This is a genomic window from Nocardioides panzhihuensis (genome assembly GCF_013408335.1).
GTDB classification, from domain to species: Bacteria; Actinomycetota; Actinomycetes; order Propionibacteriales; family Nocardioidaceae; genus Nocardioides; species Nocardioides panzhihuensis.
Map to the genome: position 1 here is coordinate 4,248,809 of NZ_JACBZR010000001.1, position 23,264 is coordinate 4,272,072.

Below are 23,264 nucleotides of genomic sequence, written 5' to 3' on the forward strand. Positions count from 1 at the left end.
AAGTCGGTCTCTGGGCTCGAGACGTCAGTTCTTCCGGGTCGAGGCGGCGCTGATGGCGATCACCTGGCGCGTCGCGCTGCTCATGCTGGCCGGCATCATCCCGGTCGTCCTGCGCCCGGCGGCGGGCACCGCTGCGATCTGGATCGTGCTCGTGGTCGTGCTGGTGCTGGCCGATGTGCTCCTGGCCCCGAAGCCGACGGCCCTGGAGATCAGCCGGAAGCCGCTCGGCGGGATCCGGCTGGGCGACTCGACGGCCTCGGAGCTGGTTATCCGCTCCCCCGATCGGCGCGTCAGAGCAGTGGTGCGCGACGCGTGGCAGCCCACCGCCGGCGCGACTGGCAACCGGCACCGGATCCGGCTCGATCGAGGCGACAGCACCAGGCTGCGTACGCCGCTGCGGCCGCGCCGCCGCGGAGACCTGCGCGCACTGGGTGTGACGGTCAGATGTTTCGGGCCGCTCGGCCTGGGCGCACGGCAGAGCACGCGCCCGGTCGACGGCTCGGTTCGGGTCCTGCCGGCGTTCGAGTCTCGCAAGCACCTCCCGTCCCGGCTTCAGCGTCTTCGTGAGCTCGACGGCCGGGCCGCGGTGCGGGTGCGCGGGCAGGGGACGGAGTTCGATTCGCTGCGGGAGTATGTCCGAGGCGACGACGTACGCTCCATCGACTGGCGCACCACCGCCCGCTCCCGCACCGTCGTGGTCCGCACCTGGCAGCCGGAGCGCGACCGCCGCGTCGTGCTGGTGCTCGACACGTCCCGCACCTCGGCCGCCCGGGTCGAGGGCGCCGCCGGCGGGGTGCCGCGGCTCGACTCGGCGATGGATGCCGGGCTCCTGCTCGCCGCCATCGCCTCCCGGGCCGGCGACCGGATCGACTTCATCGCCGGTGACCTGCGCGTCCGCTCCCGGGTCCGGCTCGCCGGACAGCGCGACGTCACCCAGCGTCTGCAGGAGGCGATGGCCGACCTCGAGCCGGTCATCGCCGAGGCCGACTGGTCCAACCTCGCCGGCGCGGTCGCGGGCCTCGGTCGCCACCGCGCGCTCGTGGCCCTGCTGACTCCCCTCGACCCGCACGCGATCGAGGAGTCGCTCCTGCCCGTCCTGCCGGTCCTGACCCAGCATCACCGCGTCGTCCTCGCCTCCGTCCGCGACCCCGAGCTCGAGGCAACCGCGGCCGCGCGGGACACCCTCGAAGATGTCTACGCCGCGGCCGCCGCCGAGCAGACCCTCCGCCGCCGCGAGCACACCGCCGCCATGCTCCGCACCCTGGGCGTCGACATCGTCGACGCCGACGCCGAGTCCCTCCCGCCTGCTCTCGCCGACCACTACCTGCAGCTCAAGGCCACCGGTCAGCTCTGATCAGTCGAGCAGACGGAGGTCGAACCGGTCAGCAACTGCTGCGTGAAGGTCGAAGCCAGGGATGAGGTAGACGACGACGCTCTGGCATTCGTCCGCGAGGGAGACGAGATATCGACTCCCCTGCCAGAACTCAGCCGAAAAGGCATACGGCGCGACCTGGACGAAGCTCTCCCATAGGCGGTCGTCCGCCGAGTCCACAAGGTTGGTCGTCGCATAGTCCTCAGACTCCACTTTTGTTCCCTTGAGCGATCGCAGGAAGGCTCGGCAATCGACGACTTCAGGCGGCGCCTCCACGAGGGCCGGCATGTCGGTCTGGAACTCAGATCCATACGGTCTAAGCAGGTTTAGCAGCATGCGAACCCGGTCTCGCTGCTCGTCATCAGGCGCATCTGGCGGGTACTCGACCACGTACGCCTTGGGCCTGTCCGCTCTCGATCTGCGCCACAGCGCCACTGGATCCCTCACTCGCCTCGAAGCTCTTCGGACCATTCGTCGAAGAACGCCACCAGGTCGGGAACGGATTCCTCATCGATCGGAAATTGCCGAGCGTTGATCTGGTTCACCATGCGCGCCATTTGACCGAATACGTCGCGGTCGAACCCTAGATCCCGCTCGGCCGCCAGCTCAAGCAGTTTCGGCCTTCCGAACCGTCGAGCCAGGGTGAACACGTCGACGAAGTCACGCGGCGCCGCACGGCCGAAGAGTGCCAGCGTCTTACGTCCAGCGTTCTCCTCGAGGCCGATCGTGGGCCCCAAGAACGTCACCGTAGGGGGAAGCAGGAGGCTGGCATCGATGCCGAGGTCGACCTCGATCTTGTCGACGGCGGCGATCACAGAGAGTCGTACGAACTCGTCGGTCACACGCTCAACCGCCCCAACGCGATGAGCGCGGCACCGCCCGCGAGCAGAAATCCTTCGGACTCGGGGAGATCGAAGAAGGTGCGGGCAACATCTTCCTGGAACGCGGTGATGAATCCTGTCGCGCCCACGTCTACGCAACATCCCGGAAGTCCGAGACCGCGCCCTGCCAGGCCTGACGGATCTCGGGCGGCACGAACATGTCATCCCACATCTCGACGAGCTGGCCGCCGTCGACATAGTCGACAAGGACCGAAGGGGTCGCCTCGAGCATGAGCATTCGATAGGCGAGGGCCCGGTCGTTCCAGTCGGCCAGGTCGAACGTTCCGCCTCCATCAGACCAGTGGACGCTGTGCGGCAAGGTCACCGTCGCAGTGGCGCGTTCGGGTTCGAGGCGCCACAGCCGGTTTGGTACCGCCATCGGTCGGCCGATCCGGCTCATCACGGTCCGGAACGAGACCAACCCGCTCGGCGTACGCACCATCTCGATCGGGTCGGGTTCGTCGGAGACCTCGAGTCCGACGGCTCGCATCACGTCGGCGACCTTGCGGAGCTCGGCTCTGCCATGGCCGGCCTCGAGCTCGATGACGAACCGTCGCCCCACACCGGCCAGCTCCGCGAGCTCGGCCTGGGTCAGACCGAGACTCTTGCGCACACCGCGCACCAGCTCGCCGATCTCGCCCGGGGACATGGTTGCCATGCGTCCAGCGTACGCTCAGATGTTCCCGACTGGGAACATTCACGCCTGGGTGGCGACGCGATCCTCGAGCAGCCGCTCGTCGATGTCGCCCGTCTCGCCGCGAGAGGCGGCGGCGCAGCCGACGATGAAGACGTACGCGAAGAACGCGAGCTCGGCGAGGATGCCGATGCCGACGCGGGCCCAGGTGGGCAGGGGCGATGGGGTGACGAAGGCTTCGATGATGCCGGAGATCAGCAGCACGACGATGAGCCCGAGGGCGATGCCTCCGGCGGTGCGGCCCTCCCGGGCCATCGACTGACCGCGGGTCAGCGGCCCGGGGTCGATCCAGGACCAGAAGATCCGCAGCCCGACCGCGCCGGCGACGAAGACGGCGGTCAGCTCCAGCAGTCCGTGGGGCAGGATCAGGCCCCAGAACTGGCCGCCACGGTCGTGGCGGTGCATCAGGGTGCCGAGGATCGCCAGGTTGGCGATGTTCTGGAACATCGAGTAGATCACCGGCAGCCCGAGCACGCCCAGGGCGATGCAGATGAACGAGACCCAGACGTTGTTGACCCAGACCTGGGTGGCGAACGACGAGGCCGCGTGCTCGCTGTAGTAGCCCTCGATGTCGTGCTCGACGAGCTGCCTGACCTGCTCCGGGCCGAGCAGCGACTGCTCGACCTCCGGGTGGCGCAGCAGCCACCAGATCATCACCGCGGTGACGACCGCGTTGGCCACCAACATCCCCAGCCACCACCAGCGCAGCCGGTAGAGCGCGGCCGGGAACCGATGGGTGAAGAACCGCAGGAAGCCGGACCATGTGCTGGTCCGGGTGCCGGTGGTGCGGTTGCGCGCCGCTGCGAGCAGCACCGAGAGATGCTGGACCACCGTCGGGTCGGGGGCGTTGCTGCGTACGACCGAGAGCTGGGTGCTCACCCGTTGATAGAGCTCGACCAGCTCGTCGGCCTGAGCACCGCTCAGCCGGCGCTCGGCCAACAGCTCCTCGAGCCTGGTCCGGTCGGCCGCGGTCGCGGCCAGATACGCATCGAGATCCACGCCCGCAGCGTACGCTGACCGCCATGACCCTCGCGCCGCAATCGCCCGAGCGACGTCCCCAGGAGCAGCGCCTCCCCCAAGAACGTGAGCTGCTGACCGACGACGACCTCGTCACCGGCGACGCGGTCGCCCTCGACCTGCCGGCGGCCGGGCTGGGGATGCGGCTGCTCTCAGGCCTCATCGACGTGCTGGTGACCTGCGTCCTGCTGGTGGTCTTCCTGATCCTCTTCATGACCGCGACGTTCGACACCGACGAGGCGCTCGCCTGGGCCGCCTACATCGCGGCGACCGCCGCGGTCCTGGTCGTCCTCCCGACGGCCATCGAGACGCTCACCCGCGGCCGATCACTCGGCAAGCTGACGCTCGGGCTGCGCACGGTGCGGGACGACGGCGGCGCGATCAGCTTCCACCATGCGTTCGTTCGCGCCTTGGTCGGCGTCGTCGAGATCTACGGCACCAGCGGTGCCGCTGCCCTGATCACGGCGATGATCCACCCCCGCGGCAAGCGCCTCGGCGACATCGCAGCCGGGACCTACGTCATCCGTGTCCGGGTTCCACTGAGCCCTCCGGCCCCGGTCCAGATGCCTCCCCCGCTCGCCGCCTGGGCCTCCCGGGCAGACGTTGCCGCGCTCCCTGTCGGCCTGAGCCTGGCGGTGCGCCGGTTCCTCTCCGGCGAGGTCGGCACGTACACCGACCCGGAGCGCCGCCACGCGCTCGCCGAGCGCCTGGCGACCCAGGTGCAGACCTACGTCGCCCCTGGCCCGCCCCCGGGCACGCCGCCCGAGGCCTACCTGGCCGCAGTGCTCGCGTCCCGCCGCGACCGGGACGCCGCCCGCCTGGCCCGCGACAACGACCTTCGTACTCGTCTGACGTCGCGAAGCTAGGGGTCGACGGGGTAGTCCGGTAGCGAACTGCCTATTACTCGCCGGTATATGGGCAGTTCGCTACCGGACTACCCCTTCAGTCCGACGGACCTCAGTTCCAGCGCGGCCAGTTTCGCCACCACGTCGGGATCGCCGTCGCGCCAGGCCCTGACCGGGTCGTCGCTGATCTTCACCAGCTTGTGCAGCGGTTGGGTCGACATCGCCCGGAGAGCAAGCAGGTCACCGCCGGTACCGGCCTCCAGGAACCGCTGGGTCGAGGTCGCCTTTCGGATGAAGCGCCACCGCAGAGGTACGTAGACCAGCATCCACATCAGCACCGGAACGACCACGACCGCGATCGCCAGCCCGATCGCAATGCCGGCGACGGCCTCGACCTGCGCCTCGCCGGCCGCGGCGAGCTGGTCGGCCGCCTTCGCGGCCCCCGTGAACGGCGCCGCGATCCCGTCCTCGACGAGTGGCAGGTCATCGACTCGGCCGGCCGCCTCGAGCATCCTCTCGGAGAGCGAGGTGCCGGCGGCGTCCATCTTCTCGCCGGGCAGGGCGAGCGCCGAGACCATCTCGTGGACGAACCTGCCGATGAGAACCCACCCGACGACCCACACCACCGTCAGCAGGTCGGCGAACAGTTGGGCAACGCGGCGCGTGGGCGTATCGGCGTACCACTTCATGGCACTGATCCTTGCGGCTCCGACCCCACAGATCAGTGACGACACGGGCAGTTCGGGTCAACGCCTCCGGTAGAGCAGATCGGTGATGACCCGGTCCTTGGCCAGTCCCTTGCGCTCGAACTTGGTCACCGGACGCTCTTCCCAGCGATCGACCACGCCACCGCTCAGCAGCGGCTCGGCGCCGAGGACCTCGACCATCTGCTCGGCGTACTCGACCCAGTCGGTCGCCAGGCGCCAGGTGCCACCTGCGTGGAGCCGTTCGGCGATCATCCGCGCATTGGTGGGCGTGACCAGGCGTCGCTTGTGGTGGCGGGTCTTGTGCCACGGGTCAGGGAAGAACGTCCAGAACTCGCTGACCGACTCCGGGGCGACGAGGTGCTCTAGGGTCCAGAGCGCATCGACGCTGCAGAACCGTACGTTGGTCGCCCCCGCGGCGCCCACCCGGGCGAGGCTCTCCGCTACGCCGGGCCGCCAGACCTCCAGGGCCAGGATGTCGTACGCAGGCCGGGCCGCCGCGAGCACGGCGGTCGCTTCCCCCACGCCGCCGCCGATGTCGACGATCAGCGGAGCCTCACGACCGAACCAGCTGTCCAGGGAGAACCCGGGCTCGTCGACTGCCTCGTCCGGAATCACCCACTCTTCGGCATAGGCATCCCAGGCACGCTGCTGCTTCGTGTCCAGCCGGCTACCGCGTCGGGTGTAGGTGACCACCTCCCGGACGGTGCGGCCGTCGTCGAGCAGCTTCTGGTGCGGTCGGGCGGGGCGTACGGACTCGTTCATGATGCCGCGATTCTACGATCGCGCCTCGCCGACCTCGTAAAAGGCGAAGGGCGCCCAGGCCGAAGCCTGGACGCCCTTCTGATCGCGGCTTACGCCGCTGAGATCACTTGACGATCTTGGTGACGCGACCCGCCACCCAACGCAGGTAAGACCGCCCTCACGAAAGGCGAAGGGCACCCGAGCCAGGCTCGGGTGCCCTTCTGATCGCGGCTTACGCCGCTGAGATCACTTGATGATCTTGGTGACGCGACCCGCCACCCAACGCAGGTAAGACCGCCCTCACGAAAGGCGAAGGGCACCCGAGCCAGGCTCGGGTGCCCTTCTGATCGCGGCTTACGCCGCTGAGATCACTTGATGATCTTGGTGACGCGACCCGCGCCGACGGTGCGACCGCCCTCACGGATAGCGAACTTCAGACCCTCGTCCATCGCGATGGGCTGGATGAGCTCGACCGACATCTCGGTGTTGTCACCCGGCATGACCATCTCGGTGCCCTCGGGGAGGGTCACAACGCCGGTCACGTCCGTGGTCCGGAAGTAGAACTGCGGACGGTAGTTGTTGAAGAACGGCGTGTGACGGCCACCCTCCTCCTTCGAGAGGATGTAGACAGAGCCCTCGAAGTTGGTGTGCGGGGTGGTGGTGCCCGGCTTGATGACAACCATGCCGCGCTCGACGTCCTCGCGCTTGGTGCCGCGGAGCAGCAGCCCGACGTTCTCGCCGGCCTGGCCCTCGTCAAGAAGCTTGCGGAACATCTCGACGCCGGTGACGGTCGACTTCTGCGAGTTCTCGCGGATGCCGACGATCTCGACCTCTTCGCCGACCTTGACGATGCCGCGCTCGATACGACCGGTGATGACGGTGCCACGACCGGTGATCGTGAAGACGTCCTCAACGGGCATCAGGAACGGCTTCTCGGTCTCGCGAGCCGGGGTCGGGATGTAGTCGTCGACGGCCTGCATGAGCTCGGCGACGGAGTCCATCCACTTCTCCTCGCCCTGCAGGGCGGGGTAAGCGGCAACGCGGACGACCGGCAGGTCGTCACCCGGGAACTCGTACTCGCTGAGGAGCTCGCGCACCTCCATCTCGACGAGCTCGATGAGCTCCTCGTCGTCGACCATGTCGCACTTGTTGAGCGCGACGACGATCGACGGCACGCCGACCTGGCGGGCCAGGAGCACGTGCTCCTTGGTCTGCGGCATCGGGCCGTCGGTGGCGGCGACCACGAGGATCGCGCCGTCCATCTGCGCGGCACCGGTGATCATGTTCTTGATGTAGTCCGCGTGACCGGGGCAGTCGACGTGCGCGTAGTGGCGCACCTCGGTCTGGTACTCGATGTGCGCGATCGAGATCGTGATACCCCGCTGGCGCTCCTCGGGGGCCTTGTCGATGTCCTCGAACGCGAACTCCGGGTTCAGGTCCGGGTACTTCGCGTGCAGCACCTTCGAGATCGCCGCGGTAAGGGTGGTCTTACCGTGGTCGATGTGACCGATGGTGCCGATGTTGACGTGCGGCTTCGTCCGCTCGAACTTCGCCTTAGCCACTGTGGGCTCCTCCTGGTGTGATTTTCTTACTGACTCGTACTGAAAGGTGTTGCTGCCGAAGTCCCTGGACGGGCGACCCGAAGGTCACTCGCCACGGGCCTTCTTGATGATCTCGTCGGCGACGTTCGTGGGAACCTCGGCGTACGAGTCGAACTCCATCGAGTACGACGCCTGACCACTGGTCTTGGACCGGAGGTCACCGACGTACCCGAACATCTCGGAAAGCGGGACGAGCGCGTTGACGACCATGTCGCCGTGACGCTCCTCCTGCGAGGAAACCTGGCCGCGGCGGGAGTTGATGTCGCCGATCACGGTGCCCAGGAAAGTGTCCGGGGTGGTGACCTCGACGGCGAACATCGGCTCCAGCAGAACGGCCTTCGCCATGCGGGCGGCCTCCTTGAAGGCCTGGTTGCCGGCGATCTTGAAGGCGAGCTCGGAGGAGTCGACGTCGTGGTAGGCGCCGTCCTCGAGCGAGACCTTCACATCGACCATGGGGAAGCCGGCGAGGATGCCGAACTCCATGGCGTCCTGAGCACCCTGGTCGACCGAAGGGATGTACTCCTTCGGCACGCGACCACCGGTGACGTTGTTGGCGAACTCGTAGCCCGCGCCCTGGCCCGTCTCCTCGTCGATGTTGGGCTCGACGGAGATGACGACCTTCGCGAACTGACCCGAACCACCGGTCTGCTTCTTGTGGGTGTAGCTGTGGTTCGTGACCTTCTTGCGAAGCGTCTCGCGGTAGGCGACCTGCGGCTTGCCGACGGTGGCCTCGACCTTGAACTCGCGCTTCATCCGGTCGACGAAGACCTCCAGGTGGAGCTCGCCCATACCGGCGATGATCGTCTGGCCGGTCTGCTCGTCGGACTTGACCGTGAAGGTCGGGTCCTCCTCGGTGAGCCGCTGGATCGCCGTGCCGAGCTTCTGCTGGTCGCTCTTGGTCTTCGGCTCGATGGCGACCTCGATCACCGGAGCCGGGAAGGACATCGACTCGAGCACGACCGGGTTGGACGGGTCGCACAGGGTGTGACCGGTCTTGGTGTCCTTCAGACCCATGACGGCCACGATCTGGCCGGCGCCCACCGACGCGATCTCCTCACGCTTGTTCGCGTGCATCTGGTAGATCTTGCCGATGCGCTCCTTGCGGCCGTTGATCGGGTTGACCACGGTCGCACCCGCCTCGACCTTGCCGGAGTAGACGCGCAGGTAGAACAGCTTGCCCAGGTGCGGGTCGGAGGCGATCTTGAAGACCAGACCGGAGAACGGCTCGGACTCGGAAGGCTGGCGAGTGACCTCGACCTCCTCGTCCTTGACGTCGTGGCCGATGATCGACTCGACATCGAGCGGCGAGGGCAGGTAGTCGACGACCGCGTCGAGCAGGGGCTGGACGCCCTTGTTCTTGAACGCGGTGCCGGTGAGGATCGGGTTGAGCTTGTCGGCCAGGGTCGCGCGACGGATGGCGGCCTTCAGGGTGGGGACGTCGAAGACGTCGCCCTCCTCGAGGTAGACCTCCATGATGTCGTCGTCGGCCTCGGCGAGGGTCTCGACCAGCTTCTCGCGGTATTCCGCAGCCTTGTCGGCGAGGTCGGCGGGGATCTCCTCGACCTCGTAGTCCTCACCCATCTCGGTCTCGCCGCGCCAGACCTTGGCGTGCATCTCGACCAGGTCGACGACACCGATGAAGTCGGACTCGGCACCGATCGGCAGCTGCAGGATCAGCGGGGTGGCGTGCAGCTTGTCGACGATCGAGTCGACGACCATGTAGAAGTCGGCACCGGTGCGGTCGAGCTTGTTGACGAAGCACATCCGCGGGACGGCGTACTTGTTCGCCTGACGCCACACGGTCTGCGACTGCGGCTCGACACCGGCGACACCGTCGAAGACGGCGACAGCACCGTCGAGGACGCGCAGCGAGCGCTCCACCTCGACCGTGAAGTCGACGTGCCCGGGGGTGTCGATGATGTTGATCTGGTGGTCCTTCCACCAGCAGGTCGTCGCGGCGGACGTGATCGTGATGCCGCGCTCCTGCTCCTGCTCCATCCAGTCCATCGTGGCTGCGCCTTCGTGGACCTCACCGATCTTGTACGAGATTCCGGTGTAGAACAGGATGCGCTCGGTGGTGGTGGTCTTACCGGCATCGATGTGCGCCATGATGCCGATGTTGCGGACCACATTGAGGTCCGTGGTGATGTCGACGGCCACTGTCTTCAGCGTTCCTTAAAGAGATTGTCTTCGGTCTGGATTGGCGGGGTGCCCACATTGTGCTGTGAGCACCCCGCCATACGTCACCAGCGGTAGTGCGCGAAGGCCTTGTTGGACTCGGCCATCTTGTGAGTGTCCTCGCGCTTCTTCACAGCGGCACCGAGGCCGTTGCTCGCGTCGAGGATCTCGTTCATCAGACGCTCGGCCATCGTCTTCTCACGACGGTCCTGGGCGTAGCCGACGAGCCAGCGCAGCGCGAGCGTGGTGCCACGCGTGCCCTTGACCTCGATCGGGACCTGGTAGGTCGCGCCACCGACACGGCGGGACTTGACCTCGATGGCCGGCTTCACGTTGTCCATCGCACGCTTGAGCGTGACCACGGGGTCGGTGCCGGTCTTCTCGCGGCAGCCCTCGAGCGCGGTGTAGACGATGCGCTGCGCGACCTGCTTCTTGCCGTCCTGCAGGACCTTGCTGACGAGCTGGGTTACGAGCTGCGAGCCGTAGACGGGGTCGACGACGAGCGGACGCTTGGGAGCGGGACCCTTACGAGGCATGTCACTTCTCCTTCTTCGCGCCGTAGCGCGAACGGGCCTGCTTGCGGTTCTTGACACCCTGGGTGTCGAGCGTGCCGCGGATGATCTTGTAACGCACACCGGGGAGGTCCTTCACACGACCGCCGCGGACGAGCACGATGGAGTGCTCCTGAAGGTTGTGACCCACGCCCGGGATGTAAGCGGTGACCTCGACGCCGGAGGAGAGGCGCACGCGGGCGACCTTCCGGAGGGCGGAGTTCGGCTTCTTCGGGGTGGTGGTGTAGACGCGCGTGCAGACGCCACGGCGCTGCGGCGATCCCTTGAGGGCAGGCGTCTTCGACTTAGTCGCCTTGTCCTCGCGGCCCTTGCGGACCAGCTGGTTGATTGTGGGCACCTCGGTGGTTCCCCTTCTTTTCTGCTCTCACTACGCGGCGCTCTGCCGCGAAGGATCAAATGTTGTGCGTCCAGGTGGTGCGATACCAACTGGTCCCGCCTCGCCCCCGAGGTCGGGCGTGTCGCCCATACCTCAACAGCATGAAGACGGATCTCTCGAACCGAATCCCCACTAGAGGGCGCCGAACCCGGGTCCGAGACCTTTTCTCGAGCTTGTTCCGGGCACGCGCGACGGCCTGGTTGTCCCAGACACGCTTCAGAGGCTACCCGGCAGCCTGAGAGGGGGTCAAAACGGCCCGGATACCACCTCGGAGCGCGACCAGGAGCAGGACCCCCGCAAGCGTGCCGAACAGGACCATGGTGCCACTGGCGTACAAGGTCGTGCGGGCGCCGAAGTGCTCGCCGATGAAGCCGATGAGCGGGGCCCCCAGCGGGGTGCCGCCCATCAGGACGGTCATGTAGATCGCCATCACCCGGCCGCGGAACTCAGGCGCCGCCTCGGTCTGCATGGTGGCGTTGCAGGCGTTGAGCACCGTGATGGTGCAGAACCCGACGATCGGGCCGGTCAGGGCGAACAATGCGTACGTCGGCATGAACCCGGACACGATGATGGACAGTCCGAACCCGGTCGCCGCCGCCACGATCAGCCTGAGCGGGATCCGGGTGCGGCGGGCGCCGAGCAGAGCGCCCGAGAGCGAGCCGACGGCCAGGACGGTGCCGAGGAGGCCGTACTCGCTGGCTCCCTTGCCGAACTCCTCGGTCGCCATCAGCGCCGAGGTGATCGGGAAGTTCGCCCCGAACGTGCCGACGAAGAAGACGATGACGAGCACCATCAGCATCTTGGGCTGCGTACGGATGTAGCCGACCCCTTCCCGCAGCATCCCGCGCCGACGGGCGACCGGGTCGGGCGAGCGGAGCTCGCCGGTGTCCATCCGCTGCAGCTGCCCGATGACGGCGAGGTAGGAGACGGCGTTGATGAGGATGACCCAGCCGGTCGCCTCGGGACCGCCGCCCAGCCAGCCGATGAGCAGTCCGGCCAGCGCCGGCCCGACCAGGCGGGCGAGGTTGAAGGAGGCCGAGTTGAGGCCGACGGCGTTGGTGACGTCGTCGGGGTGGACCATCTCCGAGACGAACGACTGCCGGCCGGGGCCGTCGAAGGCGGCACCGATGCCGAAGAGGAAGGCGACCAGGTAGACCATCCACACCTCGGCGTTGCCGCTCACCGCGAGCACACCGAGGAGCAGCGACATCAGCGCCATCCAGGCCTGGGCCACCTGCAGCAGGCGGCGCTTCGGGAAGCGGTCCGCGATGACCCCGGCGTAGGGGCTCAGCAGGAGGATGGGCAGGAACTGCAGGCCGGTGGTGATACCGAGCGCCGCTCCCCCGCCGCCCAGACTCAGGACCAACCAGTCCTGGGCGATGCGTTGCATCCAGGTGCCGACGTTGGAGACGACGCTGCCGGCTAGGTACAGGCGGTAGTTGTGACTGCGCAGGGAACGGAACGTGGGGCTCAACTGGTAGCTATTCTCTCCATGATCGAAGCGGCAGTGCGGATGGCGGCGAGCTCGTCGGCGTCGAGGCCGACGAGCTGCTGGGCAAGCCAGGCGTCCCGGCTGAGCCGGTCCTTGCGTACGGTCCGGCGACCCTTGCTGGTGATCGAGACCAGCACCTGACGGCGGTCGGTCTCGCCCTGGCGGCGTACGACGTAGCCGCCCTCCTCGAGGAAGTTGACCATCCTGGTCATGCTCGGCGGCTGGACCCGCTCACGTCCGGCGAGAGCGCCGAGCGTCATCTCGTCGTTGGCGTACAACGCCCCGAGCACCGCCATCGACCCCAGGGAGAGGTCGTTGTCGGGGTGGCGCTCGTTGGCGAGACGGCGGCGCATCCGCATGACGGAGGTGCGCAGCACCGACGCGACCTCGGGGATGTCAGAGGTCGCGTCGGGCGCGGGAACGGGCTGTGCGGTAGGCATGTCGGTAAGCATAACTACTTACCGGAACTAACTATTCCCTAGAACTCAGGGATGGGTGTCCGCTGGCGCCCGGCGCAGGGCCGGTCAGTCAGGGCCGGTCGGTCAGGACGGGTCGGTCAGGACATCGCGGCGAGCATCAGGATGTCGTCGCGGCTGTAGGTGCGGCCGGGGTGAGCCTCGGCGAGGTGCTCCTGCACCTTCTCGACCAGCTCGTCGTCGGTCTCCGTGCGGAAGTTGGTGCCACAGGGGCAGCGAAGCGAAGCCATCAGGAACCTCCCAGGTCGTCGGGCCATGCCGAGACGTGCTCGGCAGCCCCAGACTATCGCCCACCCAAGGCCCACTAAGGTTGGGAGGCATGAGCGAGCGCCAGCGAGGGACCATAGGCCTCAGGCCGCCGCGTCCGTGTTCTTCGTCCGGCTTGACGGAGGCGGCCGCATGAACGACCAGTACCGCGACGAGGACTACCCTGGCGCCTACCCGGAGCAGAACTACGACGGGTACGACGGCGACCACTACGCCGAGGACGGCGGCTACCCGCAGGACTACGGCTATGAGGAGCCGCCTGTCGAGGAGCCCGCCACGGAACGACCGGAGCCGAAGATCGAGCTGGTCGACGAGGACGGCATCCGGGCGTTCGAGCTCGCCACGCTCGGCTGGCTCGTCGGGTTCGTCGCCCTGCTCCCGTTCTGGGGCCTGCTCAACGACCGCGGCTGGACCTGGTGGATCTGGACCTGCCTGGCGGCCTTCGGCATCGGCGCGATCGGCATCGAGCTGACCCGGCGCCGCAAGATGCGCCGGCTGCGCGCCGAGGGGCTGCAGCTCTAAGGCCTAGAAGGCCTCGACGTCGCCGCTGATGGTGTCGAAGACCGGGTCCGGCAGCGGCAGCGGCTCGTGCTTCTTCGCCAGCCGCACCTCCGAGTGCGCGCCGCACCCGTGGTTGAGGCTGACCACCTTGCCGTCGTCGTTGGCGTCGCCGTTTGCGCAGACACCGAAGCTCGACGCGAGATGGCCGGTCAGCCGGACCAGGAAGCCACAGCTGTGGCACTGGTCGGGGGCGGCCTGCGCGAGCGGCGCCTCGGGACCGCCGTCACCGGCGTACCAACGCTCCGCGGCGGCGTCGAAGCCGGAGGTGGACAGGGTCCGGACACGACCGAGGCCGAGGTCCTTGGCGACCTCGCGCACCTGGGCCTTCTCGTCGGCGTCGAGCGGGTCGTCACCGAAGGCATACGTCGGGACCAGTCGAGCGTCGTCGTCCTCGACCGGGAGGAGATCCCCGGGCGAGAGATCGCCGGGCTTGATCCGCTCACGGTAGGGCACCCAGGCCGGCGCGACGATCGCAGCGTCACCGGGGACCAGGACGATCTCGTTGATCGTCACCGGCGCGTCGACACCGAATCCCGGACCGTCCAGTGTGGGCACGGTGACGAGAGTGACCGACCAGTGCCAACCCACGTAACCCTTGCGGGCGCAGGCGAACTGGTGGGTCACGACGCCTGAGCCGGCACCCTCCTCGACCACATGGCCGAGGTGTTCTCCGACGTCACCGGCTGGCACGTCGGACAGGAGCGCGGCGCGGGCCTCGTCGACGGCAGCGACGGCCGTCGCATCGGCGTACGGGGTCGTGATCACGATCCACATCTTCGCCCACAGGCGTCTCAGGTTCCACTTCGGGGTCACCTTGCGCCACCACAACCTGAACTTCCGCACAACGCGTGATCCTCCCAGAAGTACGCCGCTACTGCACAGTCACGGCAGGTATTGAGATCGCGCGAGCAGGGGCGCCGTCGCGAGCGGCGCGAGACGGGTGTGCTGGCAAGGCGGAGCCTCGAAGGCGGTCTGGTTGCACCATTGAGAGGCGACAACGCCGCCAGCGCGCCCGTATCGCGCCGCGCAGCAGGCGGCCCTGCTCGCGCGATCTCATCAGACGACAACACCCGCCGAAGCTTGGCTACGGCGGGTGTTGGCTGTTGCTGGTTACTGCAGAGCGCGCGTGGAGACCATGGAGAGGACGTACTCGACGAGCGAGATCAGCGTCGCCTTGGTCGACTGGCGGTCGCGGGCGTCACAGGTGACGATCGGGATGTCCGGGCGCAGAGCCAGAGCCTCACGGATCTGCTCCGGCTTGTAGGCCTGGTTGGCGCCGAAGACGTTGTGGGCGACGACGAACGGCACGTTGCGGGACTCGAAGTAGTCGATAGCACCGAAAGAGTCGGCGAGACGACGGGTGTCGATGAGCACCACAGCGCCGATGGCACCCTGGGTCAGGTCGTCCCACATGAACCAGAACCGGTTCTGACCGGGGGTCCCGAACAGGTAGAGGATCAGATCGGAGTCGAGGGAGACCCGGCCGAAGTCCATCGCGACCGTGGTGGTCTTCTTGTTCGGCACTGCGGAGAGGTCGTCGACGCCGGCGGTCGCCTGCGTCATCACAGCCTCGGTCGTCAGCGGAACGATCTCCGAGACGGAACCCACGAAGGTCGTCTTACCAACGCCGAACCCGCCGGCGATGACGATCTTCGCAGACATTGTCGCCTGCTTGGAGTCGGTGGTCACTGCATTACTCCTGTCAAAGCTTCCTCAGGCCGGACAGCACGCGCTCGAGGAGAGCGGTGTCCGGGGCGTCCGGGACCTTGCTGGCGTGCACCTGCACCACGCCGCGCTCCGCAAGGTCACCGATCAGGACTCGGGCGACACCCAGGGGCACCCGGATGAGCGCCGCCACCTCAGCGACGGAACGGCTCTCGCGGCAAAGCTCTGCGATCGTCCGCTCCTCGGGCGACCGGACGTAGCCGTCGATCACGTAACGGTCCGTGATCACCAGAGCTTCTATCGGGAAGACGCGCTTGGGTTGCGTGCGGCCACGGGTCAGGGCATACGGCCTGACCAGCGGCGGCGGTTCGGATGCGTGGTTGCTCACGATCTCGGTCCTAGGGTCGGGGCACTGATCAGGCGCCGGTTCTGGTATCGGGGGTGAGGGCGGTGGCAACACGCGAGATCAACAGCTGCATCTGGTAGCCAACCTGTCCCAGATCGCAGTCGGGGGCGGCAAGGGCAGCAAGGCTGGAGCCCTCACCAACCGCCATGAGGACCAGATAGCCACCGTCCATCTCGATGACCATCTGCTGGACATTACCCGCCGCGAAGCACCGAGCTGCTCCCTGGGTAAGACTGGTGAGACCGGAGGCGATCGCCGAGAGCTGGTCGGCCCGGTCCGGGGGGAAGTCGACGGAGCTGGCCATCGGCATGCCATCAGCCGACACCAAGATCGCGTGAGCGATGTCAGGGGTGCGCTGGGTCAGGCTGTCGACAAGCCAGTCCAGTCCTGCGGGGGCCGTTGTCACTGCTGCTCCTCACCTTCGGGGTTGCTTTCCGCCTCAGCGGGGTTGTTGCGGGCGCGGCTGACGCCCTTCTGGAAGCTGGACAGGCCACGGGTGCGGCGAGCGTCCATATTACGCGGACCTGAAGCCGGTGGGGTGACGGCCGGGGCCGCACCTGGGATCAGGTTCTGACCCGGGACACGCACCGGGAGGCCACCTTGGGTCACCGTCGCCGGCTCCTGCTCCTGCAGCTGCTCCAGCTCCTGCGCCCGGCGCCAACCCTCGTCGCCCGGCGAGGACCAGCTCGTCGGCGTGGTCGGCTCGTCGTCCTGAGCGACCGGCTCCTCGACGGGCGCAGCCGCCGGGGCGGCCGCAGCAGCGGCGTCGCGGGCCTTGGCACCGGTGTCGGCCTTGGCGGCCGGAGCAGCGATCGGGTCGCTGAGCGGGTCGCCCTTGGCCTCCATCGCCCGGCGCGCGCCCAGCGGGCGACGGCGGGTGAACCACTCGGACTGGAGGTCGTCGAAGATCGAGCTTCCCTCGTCGTCGAGGATCGGAACCTCGGTGGTCGAGTCGAGCGGGTTCGGCGAGTTGGTCGGCTCCGGAGCCATCGGGCCCATCGGTCCCGGGGCGATCGCGTCACCGGCAGGACCGAACGGGTCGTCGTCGGGACCGAAGCCCGGCGGGGGCGTACGCGGCGTGGTGCGCTCGTTGGGACGCTCGAAGGTGCGGAACGCACCGGTGTCGGTGCCGAACGGGCTGCCACCCTGCCCGCCCGGGTCGCGGCGAGGGAGCTCGCCGGTCTCGGTGCTCGGGTCGAAGCGACCGTCGGGGAAGCGCGCGGCCAGGTCCTCGGCCTTGCGGACCGGGAGCATGTTGGAGAGGAAGTTCTGCTGCGGACCGCTCGGGTTCTGCTGCGGTGCCGACGGCTGGTTGGAGCCGAACGGGTCTCCACCGAACTGCTGCTGGCTGCCGCTGAACTGCTGCGGCTGCGCCGGGAAGGTGCCCGTGCGTGCGGTGTGCGGCTCGAAGCCCGGGTCACCCGGCATCGGCGGGACGCCACCGTAGGCGGGCTGCTGACCCGTCTGCGTGCCGGTCTGACCGAAGCCGTTGTGCTGGCCGGACTGACCGTTGCCGCCCTGCTGCGCGAGACCCGCCGAACCGCCACCGGAGAGGTTGGGGTGGTTGGAGGCGCCGGGCGTACGGCTCGGCAGCGCCGGGGGCGCTGCGGCGGAGGCCATGGGCGCCTCGGGCGCCGGAAGAGCACCGACAGGCACGTCGTAGGGGTTGCCACCGGTATGCGGCTGGGCGTCGTAGGCCGGCATCCCGTACTGCATCTCGTAGGGAAGCTCGCCGGTGCCCGGGTAACCGCCGGCCTGCTGGCCGTAGCCGCCCTGCTGGAAGGCGTAGGCGTCGAAGCCCTGCTGCTGGCCCGACGGGGCCTCGACGGCGTGGGCGCCGACGATGGTGGTGACCGGCATCTCGACGCGTGCGACCACACCGCGGGGACGGTTGGGCACGAGCTCGATGTAGAGGCCGTGACGCGCCGCCAGGCGCGCGACCACGACCAGACCCATCATCCGGGCGACGTCGGCGTCGAGGCCGGTCGCGCGGCGCAGCTTCAGGTTGGCCGCGTCGAGCTCCTCCGGCGTCATGCCGATGCCGAGGTCCTCGATCTCGACCAGCAGCGGCGCGGCCGGTCCGGCGCGGAAGGTGCGGATCGTGACCGCGGTGTCGGGCGGGGAGAAGTTGGTGGCGTTCTCGATCAGCTCCGCGAGAAGGTGCACGAGGTCACCCGCGATCGCACCCTCGAACTCGGCGTTCTCGTCGGAGTCGATGTCGACCCGGGCGAACTGCTCGATCTCGGAGGCCGCGGCGCGGAGCACGTCGAGGACCGGGACCGGTCCACGAGCAGCATGGCCGATCTCGCCGCCGGCGAGAACCAGGAGGGACTCGTCGTTGCGGCGCATTCGGGTGGCGAGGTGGTCCAGGCGGAACAGGTTCGCGAGGTCGTCGGGGTCCTGCTCGTTTGCCTCGAGCTGGTCGATGAGCTGGAGCTGACGCTCGACGAGGCTCTGCGAACGGCGCGAGAGGTTCATGAACATCTTGTCGACGTTCGTACGCAGCTCGGCCTGCTCGCCGGCCAGTCGGATCGCCTCGACGTGGACCGCGTCGAACGCGTCCGCGACGTCACCGATCTCGTCTCGGCGAGCGATGTCCAGGGGCTCGACATGGGTGTCGACCGGGCCTTCGGCCTGGTTCATGTAAGCGACTCGCTCAGGCAGGTCGTGGTTGGCCAGGTTGTAGGCCAGACGACGCAGCTGGCTCAGCGGCGACAGGATGGAGCGGGCAGCGACCAGGCCGACGGCGAGGGCGAAGATCAGAACGCCGAGGACCAGCAGGCCGATGATGATGGCGTCACGGCTCGCGTCGGACTTGATCTGCGCGACGTCGGCGCTGATCTCCTCCGCGGTCTGGACGATCAGCTTCTGCAGACCACGGATGAACTCCGTGCTGGCCTCGGTGTACTGGTCCGGGGTCATCTTGACCCGGTCGATGCTCCCGCTGGAGATCACCTGGTTGACGACTCGGTGCGCGGGCGCCCCGATCGAGCCTTCGGTGGTCGTCTCGCCCGTCAGCTCGTCGAGCACCTGACGGATCTCGTCGGACGTCTTCAGGTAGTAGTCGGCCGTGGACAGGCGCCACTTGGCCTCGGCACGGGCGAGGTCGGCGAACTGGGCGTCGGAGAGGACGTCGGGGTTGGTCTCCCCCCTGGCCTCGCGAGCAGCCTTCTCGTTCAGCGCCTTCATCATGATGGCGCGCTCGACGCCCATGGCCTCTGAGGCGGAGCGCACGTTGCTGATCGCAGAGATCTTCGAGAAGACCTCGTCGTCCTCCAACGTCGGCATCTGCGCCGAGATGCCGAAGAGGTTGTTCATCACGTCGGTGTAGGCCAGCTGGGCCTCGACCTGGGTGTCCTTCTCCTGGATCTGCGCACGCAGGTCGTCGATCCCGTTCAGCGCCTGCTGGATCTCGACGATGCTGTTCTCGAGGTCCTTGTCGTCGCCGGCGTCGATCTCCTTCGCCTTGGCGCTCCACGCCTCGATCGACTCGTCGGTCGTCTGCTGCAGCGGCCGCATGACGACCTCGGGAACACCCGCGAGCGCACCATCACGCTCGAAGAGGACGTTGATCGCGAGGTTGTAGGTGTCAGGCAGCGCCTGGGCGACGGTCTCGGCCTGGCGTGCTTCCGCCTGGGCGGAGAGGGCGCGCGAAATGCTCAATCCACCGAACACCATCGCCGCGATGGTCGGGACGAGCAGCACGAAGATGAGGCGCGCTCGAATTCCCTGCCAGGGCTTACGTTCCGGACGGTGGGCTGTGCTTGCGTATGGCTCGGCCATTACTCCCTCTCGTGGCCATGTCACATCAATCCCGAGAGGCGTGCACCATCTGTGGCGCACACCCCAGTCCCCCGCCGCGAAGACTGCTGGCACCCGGGCGTACCTGTCTGCAGTCTTTGGCGACGTAAACTTACGTCATAAGTGGTCTCGATTACCAATGGTGTACGAAATCATTTGCAAATCTATGGAGGGGCACGCGGAGTATATGCCCCAGCCGCTCGAGGGACGATACGTCGAGCCATCCGGATGCCCGTCGATGCCGTCGATGACCGGAGAGGGGAATACCCCACGCGTCTCTGGGAGGCGAGGACTAGGCTCTTCCGCGTCGGCCGTCAAAGTCGCCGGACGACGTACGTTTGAAGCGCTGATGCGCGAGGAAGGGGCAAGCTGCCGTGCCTACTGGCAAGGTCAAGTGGTTCGACGCCACCAAGGGCTTCGGGTTTCTGTCACAGGACGACGGTCCGGACGTGTACGTCCACGCCGACGCGCTCCCTGAGGGCACTGCCAAGACCTTGAAGGCCGGCACTCGGGTCGAGTTCGGCATCGCCCAGGGGCGCCGTGGTGAGCAGGCGCTCTCGGTGACCGTCCTGGAGCGCGCGCCTTCCGTCGCCGGGCGCCAGCGGGCCGCCAAGCGCCGCAACCCCGAGGAGATGGAGCTGATCGTCGAGAACGTGATCAAGCTCCTCGACGACATCCGGGACGGCTACGCCCAAGGTCGCCCGCCCACGCGGGAGCTGGCGAAGAAGGTCTCCCCCGCGCTGCGGCAGATCGCCGACGAGTTCGAGCTCTGATTCTCTAGATCCAGCTCAGGTCGGGGATCAGAGTCTGCACGCCGACCACCAGGCCGGCGAGGTTCACGGCCAGCAGGACGAGGATCCAGAGCACCGACGGGATGCCGGTCAGACCGGCGAGCTGGTCGGGGTCGGAGCCACGCCGGCCTCGCTCGCCGCGGCCGAGAAGCTCGAGGAGCGGCCGCGGCGAGGCGAGCAGGAGCAGCCAGGTCACCAAGGTGGCGACGATCGTCTGGAGGCGGCCGTCGGCGTACCAGCTGATCGCGCCCAGCGCGGCCCCGAACACCAGCAGGACGAGGAGGCCGTAGCCGTTGCGGACCCACAGCAGGAGCACGAGCATCGCCGCCACCAGGAGCCACAGCAGTCCCAGGGCGTGGCCGGCGGCCAGCATGGTCGCGCTCAGCAGACCGAGGAGTGCCGGCGCGAGATAGCCGGCGGCGAGCATCGCCACCATCCCCGGCCCGGTCGGCTTGCCTCGCGAGAGGGTGACGCCCGAGGTGTCGGAGTGGAGCTTGATCCCGGACAGGCGCCTTCCCGCCAGGACCGCGACCACGGCGTGGCCGGCCTCGTGGACGACGGTGACGCCGAGGCGTACGGTGCGCCAGCTCCCACGCCACACGACCAGCACCAGGGCGACGAACCCGGCGCCGATCAGCCAAGGCGCTTCGGGGACGGTCTGGGTCGCGGTGATCGTGTCCCAGAACTCCCTCACGCCGCCACCTCCGTAGCGCAAGCGCCAGAATACGAAGACGCCAGCGTGTTGTCCTCGTGGTTCACTCGCTGACGCTCGCTCACTTGGCCGCCTTCTGGTTCATCGATCCGGAGCGGAAACCGCGTGGGTCGATCTCCACGGCGGTGAATCCTGCGTCGGTCACGGTCTTGAGCACCTCGTCGGCATGGTGGGGTTCGAGAGGCAGGAGGCTAGCCGACAGCTCCACCATGGCCTTCTCCCCGTGGTCCCGGACTCGCAGATCCACCCTGGCGGCGTCGTGGCCGTGGGAGGCCAGGACGCCGCGTACGCCCTGCTCTGCTCTCTCCACGCGCGCGAGCCTTCGTGGCGTGACCTCGAGGCCGTAGGCGATCCGGCTCGAGAGACAGGCAGCGGCCGGCTTGTCCCAGGTCGGCAGCCCCCAGCGACGCGAGGCCTCGCGGATCTGTGCCTTCGTCAGTCCGGCGTCCTTGAGCGGGGTGATCGCGCCACGCTCGGCGGCCGCGCGGATGCCGGGGCGGAGACCGTTGAGCCCCTCGATCGCGTCGTCGGCGTTGGTGCCGGTGGCCACATGGGCCAGACCGAGCTCGCCGGCCAGCGGGATCAGGGTGTCGAGCAGCTCCGCCTTGCAGAAGAAGCACCGATCGGTGCCGTTGGCCCGATAGCCCTCCCGCTCCATCTCATGGGTCTGCGGGGTGACGAGGCGTACGCCGAGGCTCCTGGCGAACTCCGCGGCCGGGTCCCGCTCCGCGACCGGGAGACTGTGGGAGTAGCCGGTCGCGGCGGCGACGTTGTCGCTGGTCAGAGCCCTCGTCGCGGCCGCCAGCAGGAAAGCGCTGTCTGCGCCTCCGGAGAAGGCGACCAGCACGCTTCCCCGAGACTTGAGATCCGCTTCGAGAGCGCTGAGCCGTTGATCGAGGTCGGACACGCTCCGACCCTATCGGCGTACTCCAGTGGCCACCGCGGATCGGCGCCGCGAGGCCAGGACGACCAGCACGATCGCAAGCACGATGCTGAGCACGACCAGGAGACCCACGACCGCGACGGTGAGGACGACCGCGGTCAGCGCGGCTCGGGTCCCCTCGTCGCGCTCGACCCGTAGGTCCTCGACGATCTCCTGAACCGAGGCCCGGAGCACCTCCTGCAGACCCCGCATGAACTCCGTGCTGGACGCGACGTAGACGTCCGGAGCAGCGGCGGACGAGTCGGCGCCGCTCTCGGCGATGACCTGGTTGACGATCTGATGCGCAGGGACACCGACCGCTCCTTCGGTGGCCGTGTCCTGGGTCAGCCCGTCGAGCGCCTCCCGCTGCTGGTCGGAGGTCTTCTCGTAGAAGTCTGCGAGCGAGCTCCGCACCCCGGCCTCGGCCTCGACCAGGGACGCGAGCTCCTTCTCGCCGAGCCGCTGCGTCCCGGGCCTCTGTGCCTCGAACAGGAAGGTCGTCATGAGCAGGCGCTCCTGACTCAGCGACTCCCATGCCTCCGGGACGCTGCCCAGCGCCTCGATCATGGACGCGGTCTGCTCACCCGTGACCTCCGGCAGGTGGGCGGCGATGCCGAACAGGTCGTTCACCAGGTCGGTGTATCGCTGCTGCGCCTCGTCGCCGGGCTCGCGGGCCTGCGTACGCAGGTCGTCGATGTCGACGAGGGCCCGATCGATCTGATCGAGCGTCGCGTCGAGCTCCTCGTCCTCACCGCTGTCGATGTCCCGTACGCCGGTACGCCAGGCCTCTGCCGCGAGGTCAGTCGTCTCCTGCAACGGTCTGCTCACCACCGGGGGAACGCCGGCCAGGGCCCCATCACGCTCGAAGCCCAACGCGGCCGCGAGCTCGAAGGTGAGCGCCAGAGCCTCAGCGAGTGCCTCGGCCCGCTGGGTGGCGGCCGCCTGTTCGGTCGCTCGGGAGACACCCAGGTAGCCGAGAACGCCTGCCGTGATCGCGGTGAGCACCGCCAGGACCAAGAGGACCCGCATCGCCCATATGGCCTTCGCGGCGGGCTGACGGGTCGGCGGCTTTGCCAGCATGTTGGTCATGACACCTCTCGGTCCGGCGAGAGTGGAACCCTAGGACAGGACGGACACTCCGCGCGCGTGAATTCCGGATCGCAGCAGCGGGGCATCGTCTGGATAGG

Annotated in this window: 26 protein-coding genes; 4 read left to right on the plus strand and 22 right to left on the minus strand. The window is 68.0% G+C overall.

Annotated elements, in window-relative coordinates:
- The first annotated feature begins 52 nt into the window (after positions 1 to 52).
- Entirely contained in the window at positions 53 to 1,354 is a 1,302-nt protein-coding gene (locus BJ988_RS20165; RefSeq protein WP_179659706.1) for a DUF58 domain-containing protein, read from the plus strand.
- Here the strand turns inward: BJ988_RS20165 and BJ988_RS20170 are convergent, their stop codons facing one another.
- Genes BJ988_RS20170 through BJ988_RS20185 form a run of 5 tightly spaced genes read right to left on the minus strand, consistent with a single transcriptional unit; the run spans position 1,355 to position 3,946 of the window.
- Positions 1,355 to 1,819, minus strand: coding sequence for a hypothetical protein (locus BJ988_RS20170; protein ID WP_179659707.1), 465 nt, complete (start codon positions 1,817 to 1,819; stop codon positions 1,355 to 1,357).
- A complete protein-coding gene (locus tag BJ988_RS20175) occupies positions 1,816 to 2,214 on the minus strand; it encodes a nucleotidyl transferase AbiEii/AbiGii toxin family protein (protein WP_179659708.1) in 399 nt (132 codons plus the stop codon). The genes BJ988_RS20170 and BJ988_RS20175 overlap by 4 nt, the downstream gene beginning before the upstream one ends.
- Entirely contained in the window at positions 2,211 to 2,342 is a 132-nt protein-coding gene (locus BJ988_RS31070; protein WP_281365488.1) for a hypothetical protein, read from the minus strand. The genes BJ988_RS20175 and BJ988_RS31070 overlap by 4 nt, the downstream gene beginning before the upstream one ends.
- Before the next feature lie 2 nt (positions 2,343 to 2,344).
- Positions 2,345 to 2,911, minus strand: coding sequence for a helix-turn-helix transcriptional regulator (locus BJ988_RS20180; RefSeq protein WP_179659709.1), 567 nt, complete (start codon positions 2,909 to 2,911; stop codon positions 2,345 to 2,347).
- Between the two features lie 39 nt (positions 2,912 to 2,950).
- Positions 2,951 to 3,946 (minus strand): stage II sporulation protein M, encoded by a 996-nt coding sequence (locus BJ988_RS20185; protein WP_179659710.1) that lies wholly within the window; start codon positions 3,944 to 3,946, stop codon positions 2,951 to 2,953.
- A 23-nt stretch (positions 3,947 to 3,969) separates the two neighbouring features.
- On the opposite strand from BJ988_RS20185, the gene BJ988_RS20190 reads away from it, so the two are divergent.
- Positions 3,970 to 4,830 (plus strand): RDD family protein, encoded by an 861-nt coding sequence (locus BJ988_RS20190; RefSeq protein ID WP_179659711.1) that lies wholly within the window; start codon positions 3,970 to 3,972, stop codon positions 4,828 to 4,830.
- 68 nt (positions 4,831 to 4,898) lie between these two features.
- Here the strand turns inward: BJ988_RS20190 and BJ988_RS20195 are convergent, their stop codons facing one another.
- The 9 genes from BJ988_RS20195 to BJ988_RS20235 all read right to left on the minus strand — a co-directional run bounded on the left by BJ988_RS20195 (position 4,899) and on the right by BJ988_RS20235 (position 13,182).
- Entirely contained in the window at positions 4,899 to 5,498 is a 600-nt protein-coding gene (locus BJ988_RS20195) for a hypothetical protein (RefSeq protein ID WP_179659712.1), read from the minus strand.
- 57 nt (positions 5,499 to 5,555) lie between these two features.
- The gene (gene trmB, locus BJ988_RS20200) at positions 5,556 to 6,278 is read right to left on the minus strand and encodes a tRNA (guanine(46)-N(7))-methyltransferase TrmB (RefSeq protein WP_179659713.1); all 723 of its coding nucleotides are present in this window, start codon (positions 6,276 to 6,278) and stop codon (positions 5,556 to 5,558) included.
- Positions 6,279 to 6,625: 347 nt separating this feature from the next.
- On the minus strand, positions 6,626 to 7,819 hold the full coding sequence (tuf, locus tag BJ988_RS20205; RefSeq protein WP_179659714.1) for an elongation factor Tu: 1,194 nt from the start codon (positions 7,817 to 7,819) through the stop codon (positions 6,626 to 6,628).
- 84 nt (positions 7,820 to 7,903) lie between these two features.
- Positions 7,904 to 10,018 carry an elongation factor G gene (fusA, locus tag BJ988_RS20210; protein ID WP_179659715.1) on the minus strand — a complete coding sequence of 705 codons (2,115 nt, stop codon included), beginning with the start codon at positions 10,016 to 10,018 and terminating at the stop codon, positions 7,904 to 7,906.
- 83 nt (positions 10,019 to 10,101) lie between these two features.
- Positions 10,102 to 10,572, minus strand: a complete 471-nt coding sequence (gene rpsG / locus BJ988_RS20215; protein WP_141806234.1) for a 30S ribosomal protein S7 — start codon at positions 10,570 to 10,572, stop codon at positions 10,102 to 10,104.
- A 1-nt stretch (position 10,573) separates the two neighbouring features.
- A complete protein-coding gene (rpsL, locus tag BJ988_RS20220; RefSeq protein WP_091052356.1) occupies positions 10,574 to 10,945 on the minus strand; it encodes a 30S ribosomal protein S12 in 372 nt (123 codons plus the stop codon).
- 262 nt (positions 10,946 to 11,207) lie between these two features.
- Positions 11,208 to 12,458: an MFS transporter gene (locus tag BJ988_RS20225; RefSeq protein WP_179659716.1), complete on the minus strand. Its 1,251-nt coding sequence runs from the start codon at positions 12,456 to 12,458 to the stop codon at positions 11,208 to 11,210.
- Entirely contained in the window at positions 12,455 to 12,916 is a 462-nt protein-coding gene (locus BJ988_RS20230; protein WP_246321535.1) for a MarR family winged helix-turn-helix transcriptional regulator, read from the minus strand. The genes BJ988_RS20225 and BJ988_RS20230 overlap by 4 nt, the downstream gene beginning before the upstream one ends.
- A 116-nt stretch (positions 12,917 to 13,032) precedes the next feature.
- Complete coding sequence (locus tag BJ988_RS20235; RefSeq protein WP_091052351.1) at positions 13,033 to 13,182, minus strand: DUF1059 domain-containing protein; 150 nt, start codon at positions 13,180 to 13,182, stop codon at positions 13,033 to 13,035.
- A 169-nt stretch (positions 13,183 to 13,351) separates the two neighbouring features.
- Between BJ988_RS20235 and BJ988_RS20240 the strand changes: the two genes are divergently transcribed.
- A complete protein-coding gene (locus BJ988_RS20240) occupies positions 13,352 to 13,741 on the plus strand; it encodes a DUF2530 domain-containing protein (protein ID WP_179659718.1) in 390 nt (129 codons plus the stop codon).
- Positions 13,742 to 13,744: 3 nt separating this feature from the next.
- Here the strand turns inward: BJ988_RS20240 and BJ988_RS20245 are convergent, their stop codons facing one another.
- From BJ988_RS20245 to BJ988_RS20265, 5 genes are all read right to left on the minus strand, one after another.
- Positions 13,745 to 14,554: a DUF3027 domain-containing protein gene (locus BJ988_RS20245; protein ID WP_179661605.1), complete on the minus strand. Its 810-nt coding sequence runs from the start codon at positions 14,552 to 14,554 to the stop codon at positions 13,745 to 13,747.
- Between the two features lie 336 nt (positions 14,555 to 14,890).
- Positions 14,891 to 15,469, minus strand: a complete 579-nt coding sequence (locus BJ988_RS20250; RefSeq protein WP_008360949.1) for a GTP-binding protein — start codon at positions 15,467 to 15,469, stop codon at positions 14,891 to 14,893.
- A gap of 13 nt (positions 15,470 to 15,482) precedes the next feature.
- Positions 15,483 to 15,833 carry a DUF742 domain-containing protein gene (locus BJ988_RS20255; RefSeq protein ID WP_179659719.1) on the minus strand — a complete coding sequence of 117 codons (351 nt, stop codon included), beginning with the start codon at positions 15,831 to 15,833 and terminating at the stop codon, positions 15,483 to 15,485.
- 28 nt (positions 15,834 to 15,861) lie between these two features.
- Positions 15,862 to 16,257, minus strand: a complete 396-nt coding sequence (locus tag BJ988_RS20260) for a roadblock/LC7 domain-containing protein (RefSeq protein WP_008360946.1) — start codon at positions 16,255 to 16,257, stop codon at positions 15,862 to 15,864.
- Complete coding sequence (locus tag BJ988_RS20265) at positions 16,254 to 19,556, minus strand: nitrate- and nitrite sensing domain-containing protein (RefSeq protein WP_179659720.1); 3,303 nt, start codon at positions 19,554 to 19,556, stop codon at positions 16,254 to 16,256. Before BJ988_RS20265 ends, BJ988_RS20260 begins: the two co-directional genes overlap by 4 nt.
- 470 nt (positions 19,557 to 20,026) lie before the next feature.
- Between BJ988_RS20265 and BJ988_RS20270 the strand changes: the two genes are divergently transcribed.
- Positions 20,027 to 20,425: a cold shock domain-containing protein gene (locus BJ988_RS20270; RefSeq protein WP_179659721.1), complete on the plus strand. Its 399-nt coding sequence runs from the start codon at positions 20,027 to 20,029 to the stop codon at positions 20,423 to 20,425.
- 4 nt (positions 20,426 to 20,429) lie between these two features.
- Here the strand turns inward: BJ988_RS20270 and BJ988_RS20275 are convergent, their stop codons facing one another.
- The 3 genes from BJ988_RS20275 to BJ988_RS20285 all read right to left on the minus strand — a co-directional run bounded on the left by BJ988_RS20275 (position 20,430) and on the right by BJ988_RS20285 (position 23,166).
- Entirely contained in the window at positions 20,430 to 21,137 is a 708-nt protein-coding gene (locus tag BJ988_RS20275; protein ID WP_179659722.1) for a M50 family metallopeptidase, read from the minus strand.
- Between the two features lie 79 nt (positions 21,138 to 21,216).
- Complete coding sequence (gene larE / locus BJ988_RS20280; protein ID WP_179659723.1) at positions 21,217 to 22,062, minus strand: ATP-dependent sacrificial sulfur transferase LarE; 846 nt, start codon at positions 22,060 to 22,062, stop codon at positions 21,217 to 21,219.
- A 9-nt stretch (positions 22,063 to 22,071) separates the two neighbouring features.
- Complete coding sequence (locus BJ988_RS20285; RefSeq protein WP_179659724.1) at positions 22,072 to 23,166, minus strand: nitrate- and nitrite sensing domain-containing protein; 1,095 nt, start codon at positions 23,164 to 23,166, stop codon at positions 22,072 to 22,074.
- Positions 23,167 to 23,264 lie beyond the last annotated feature (98 nt).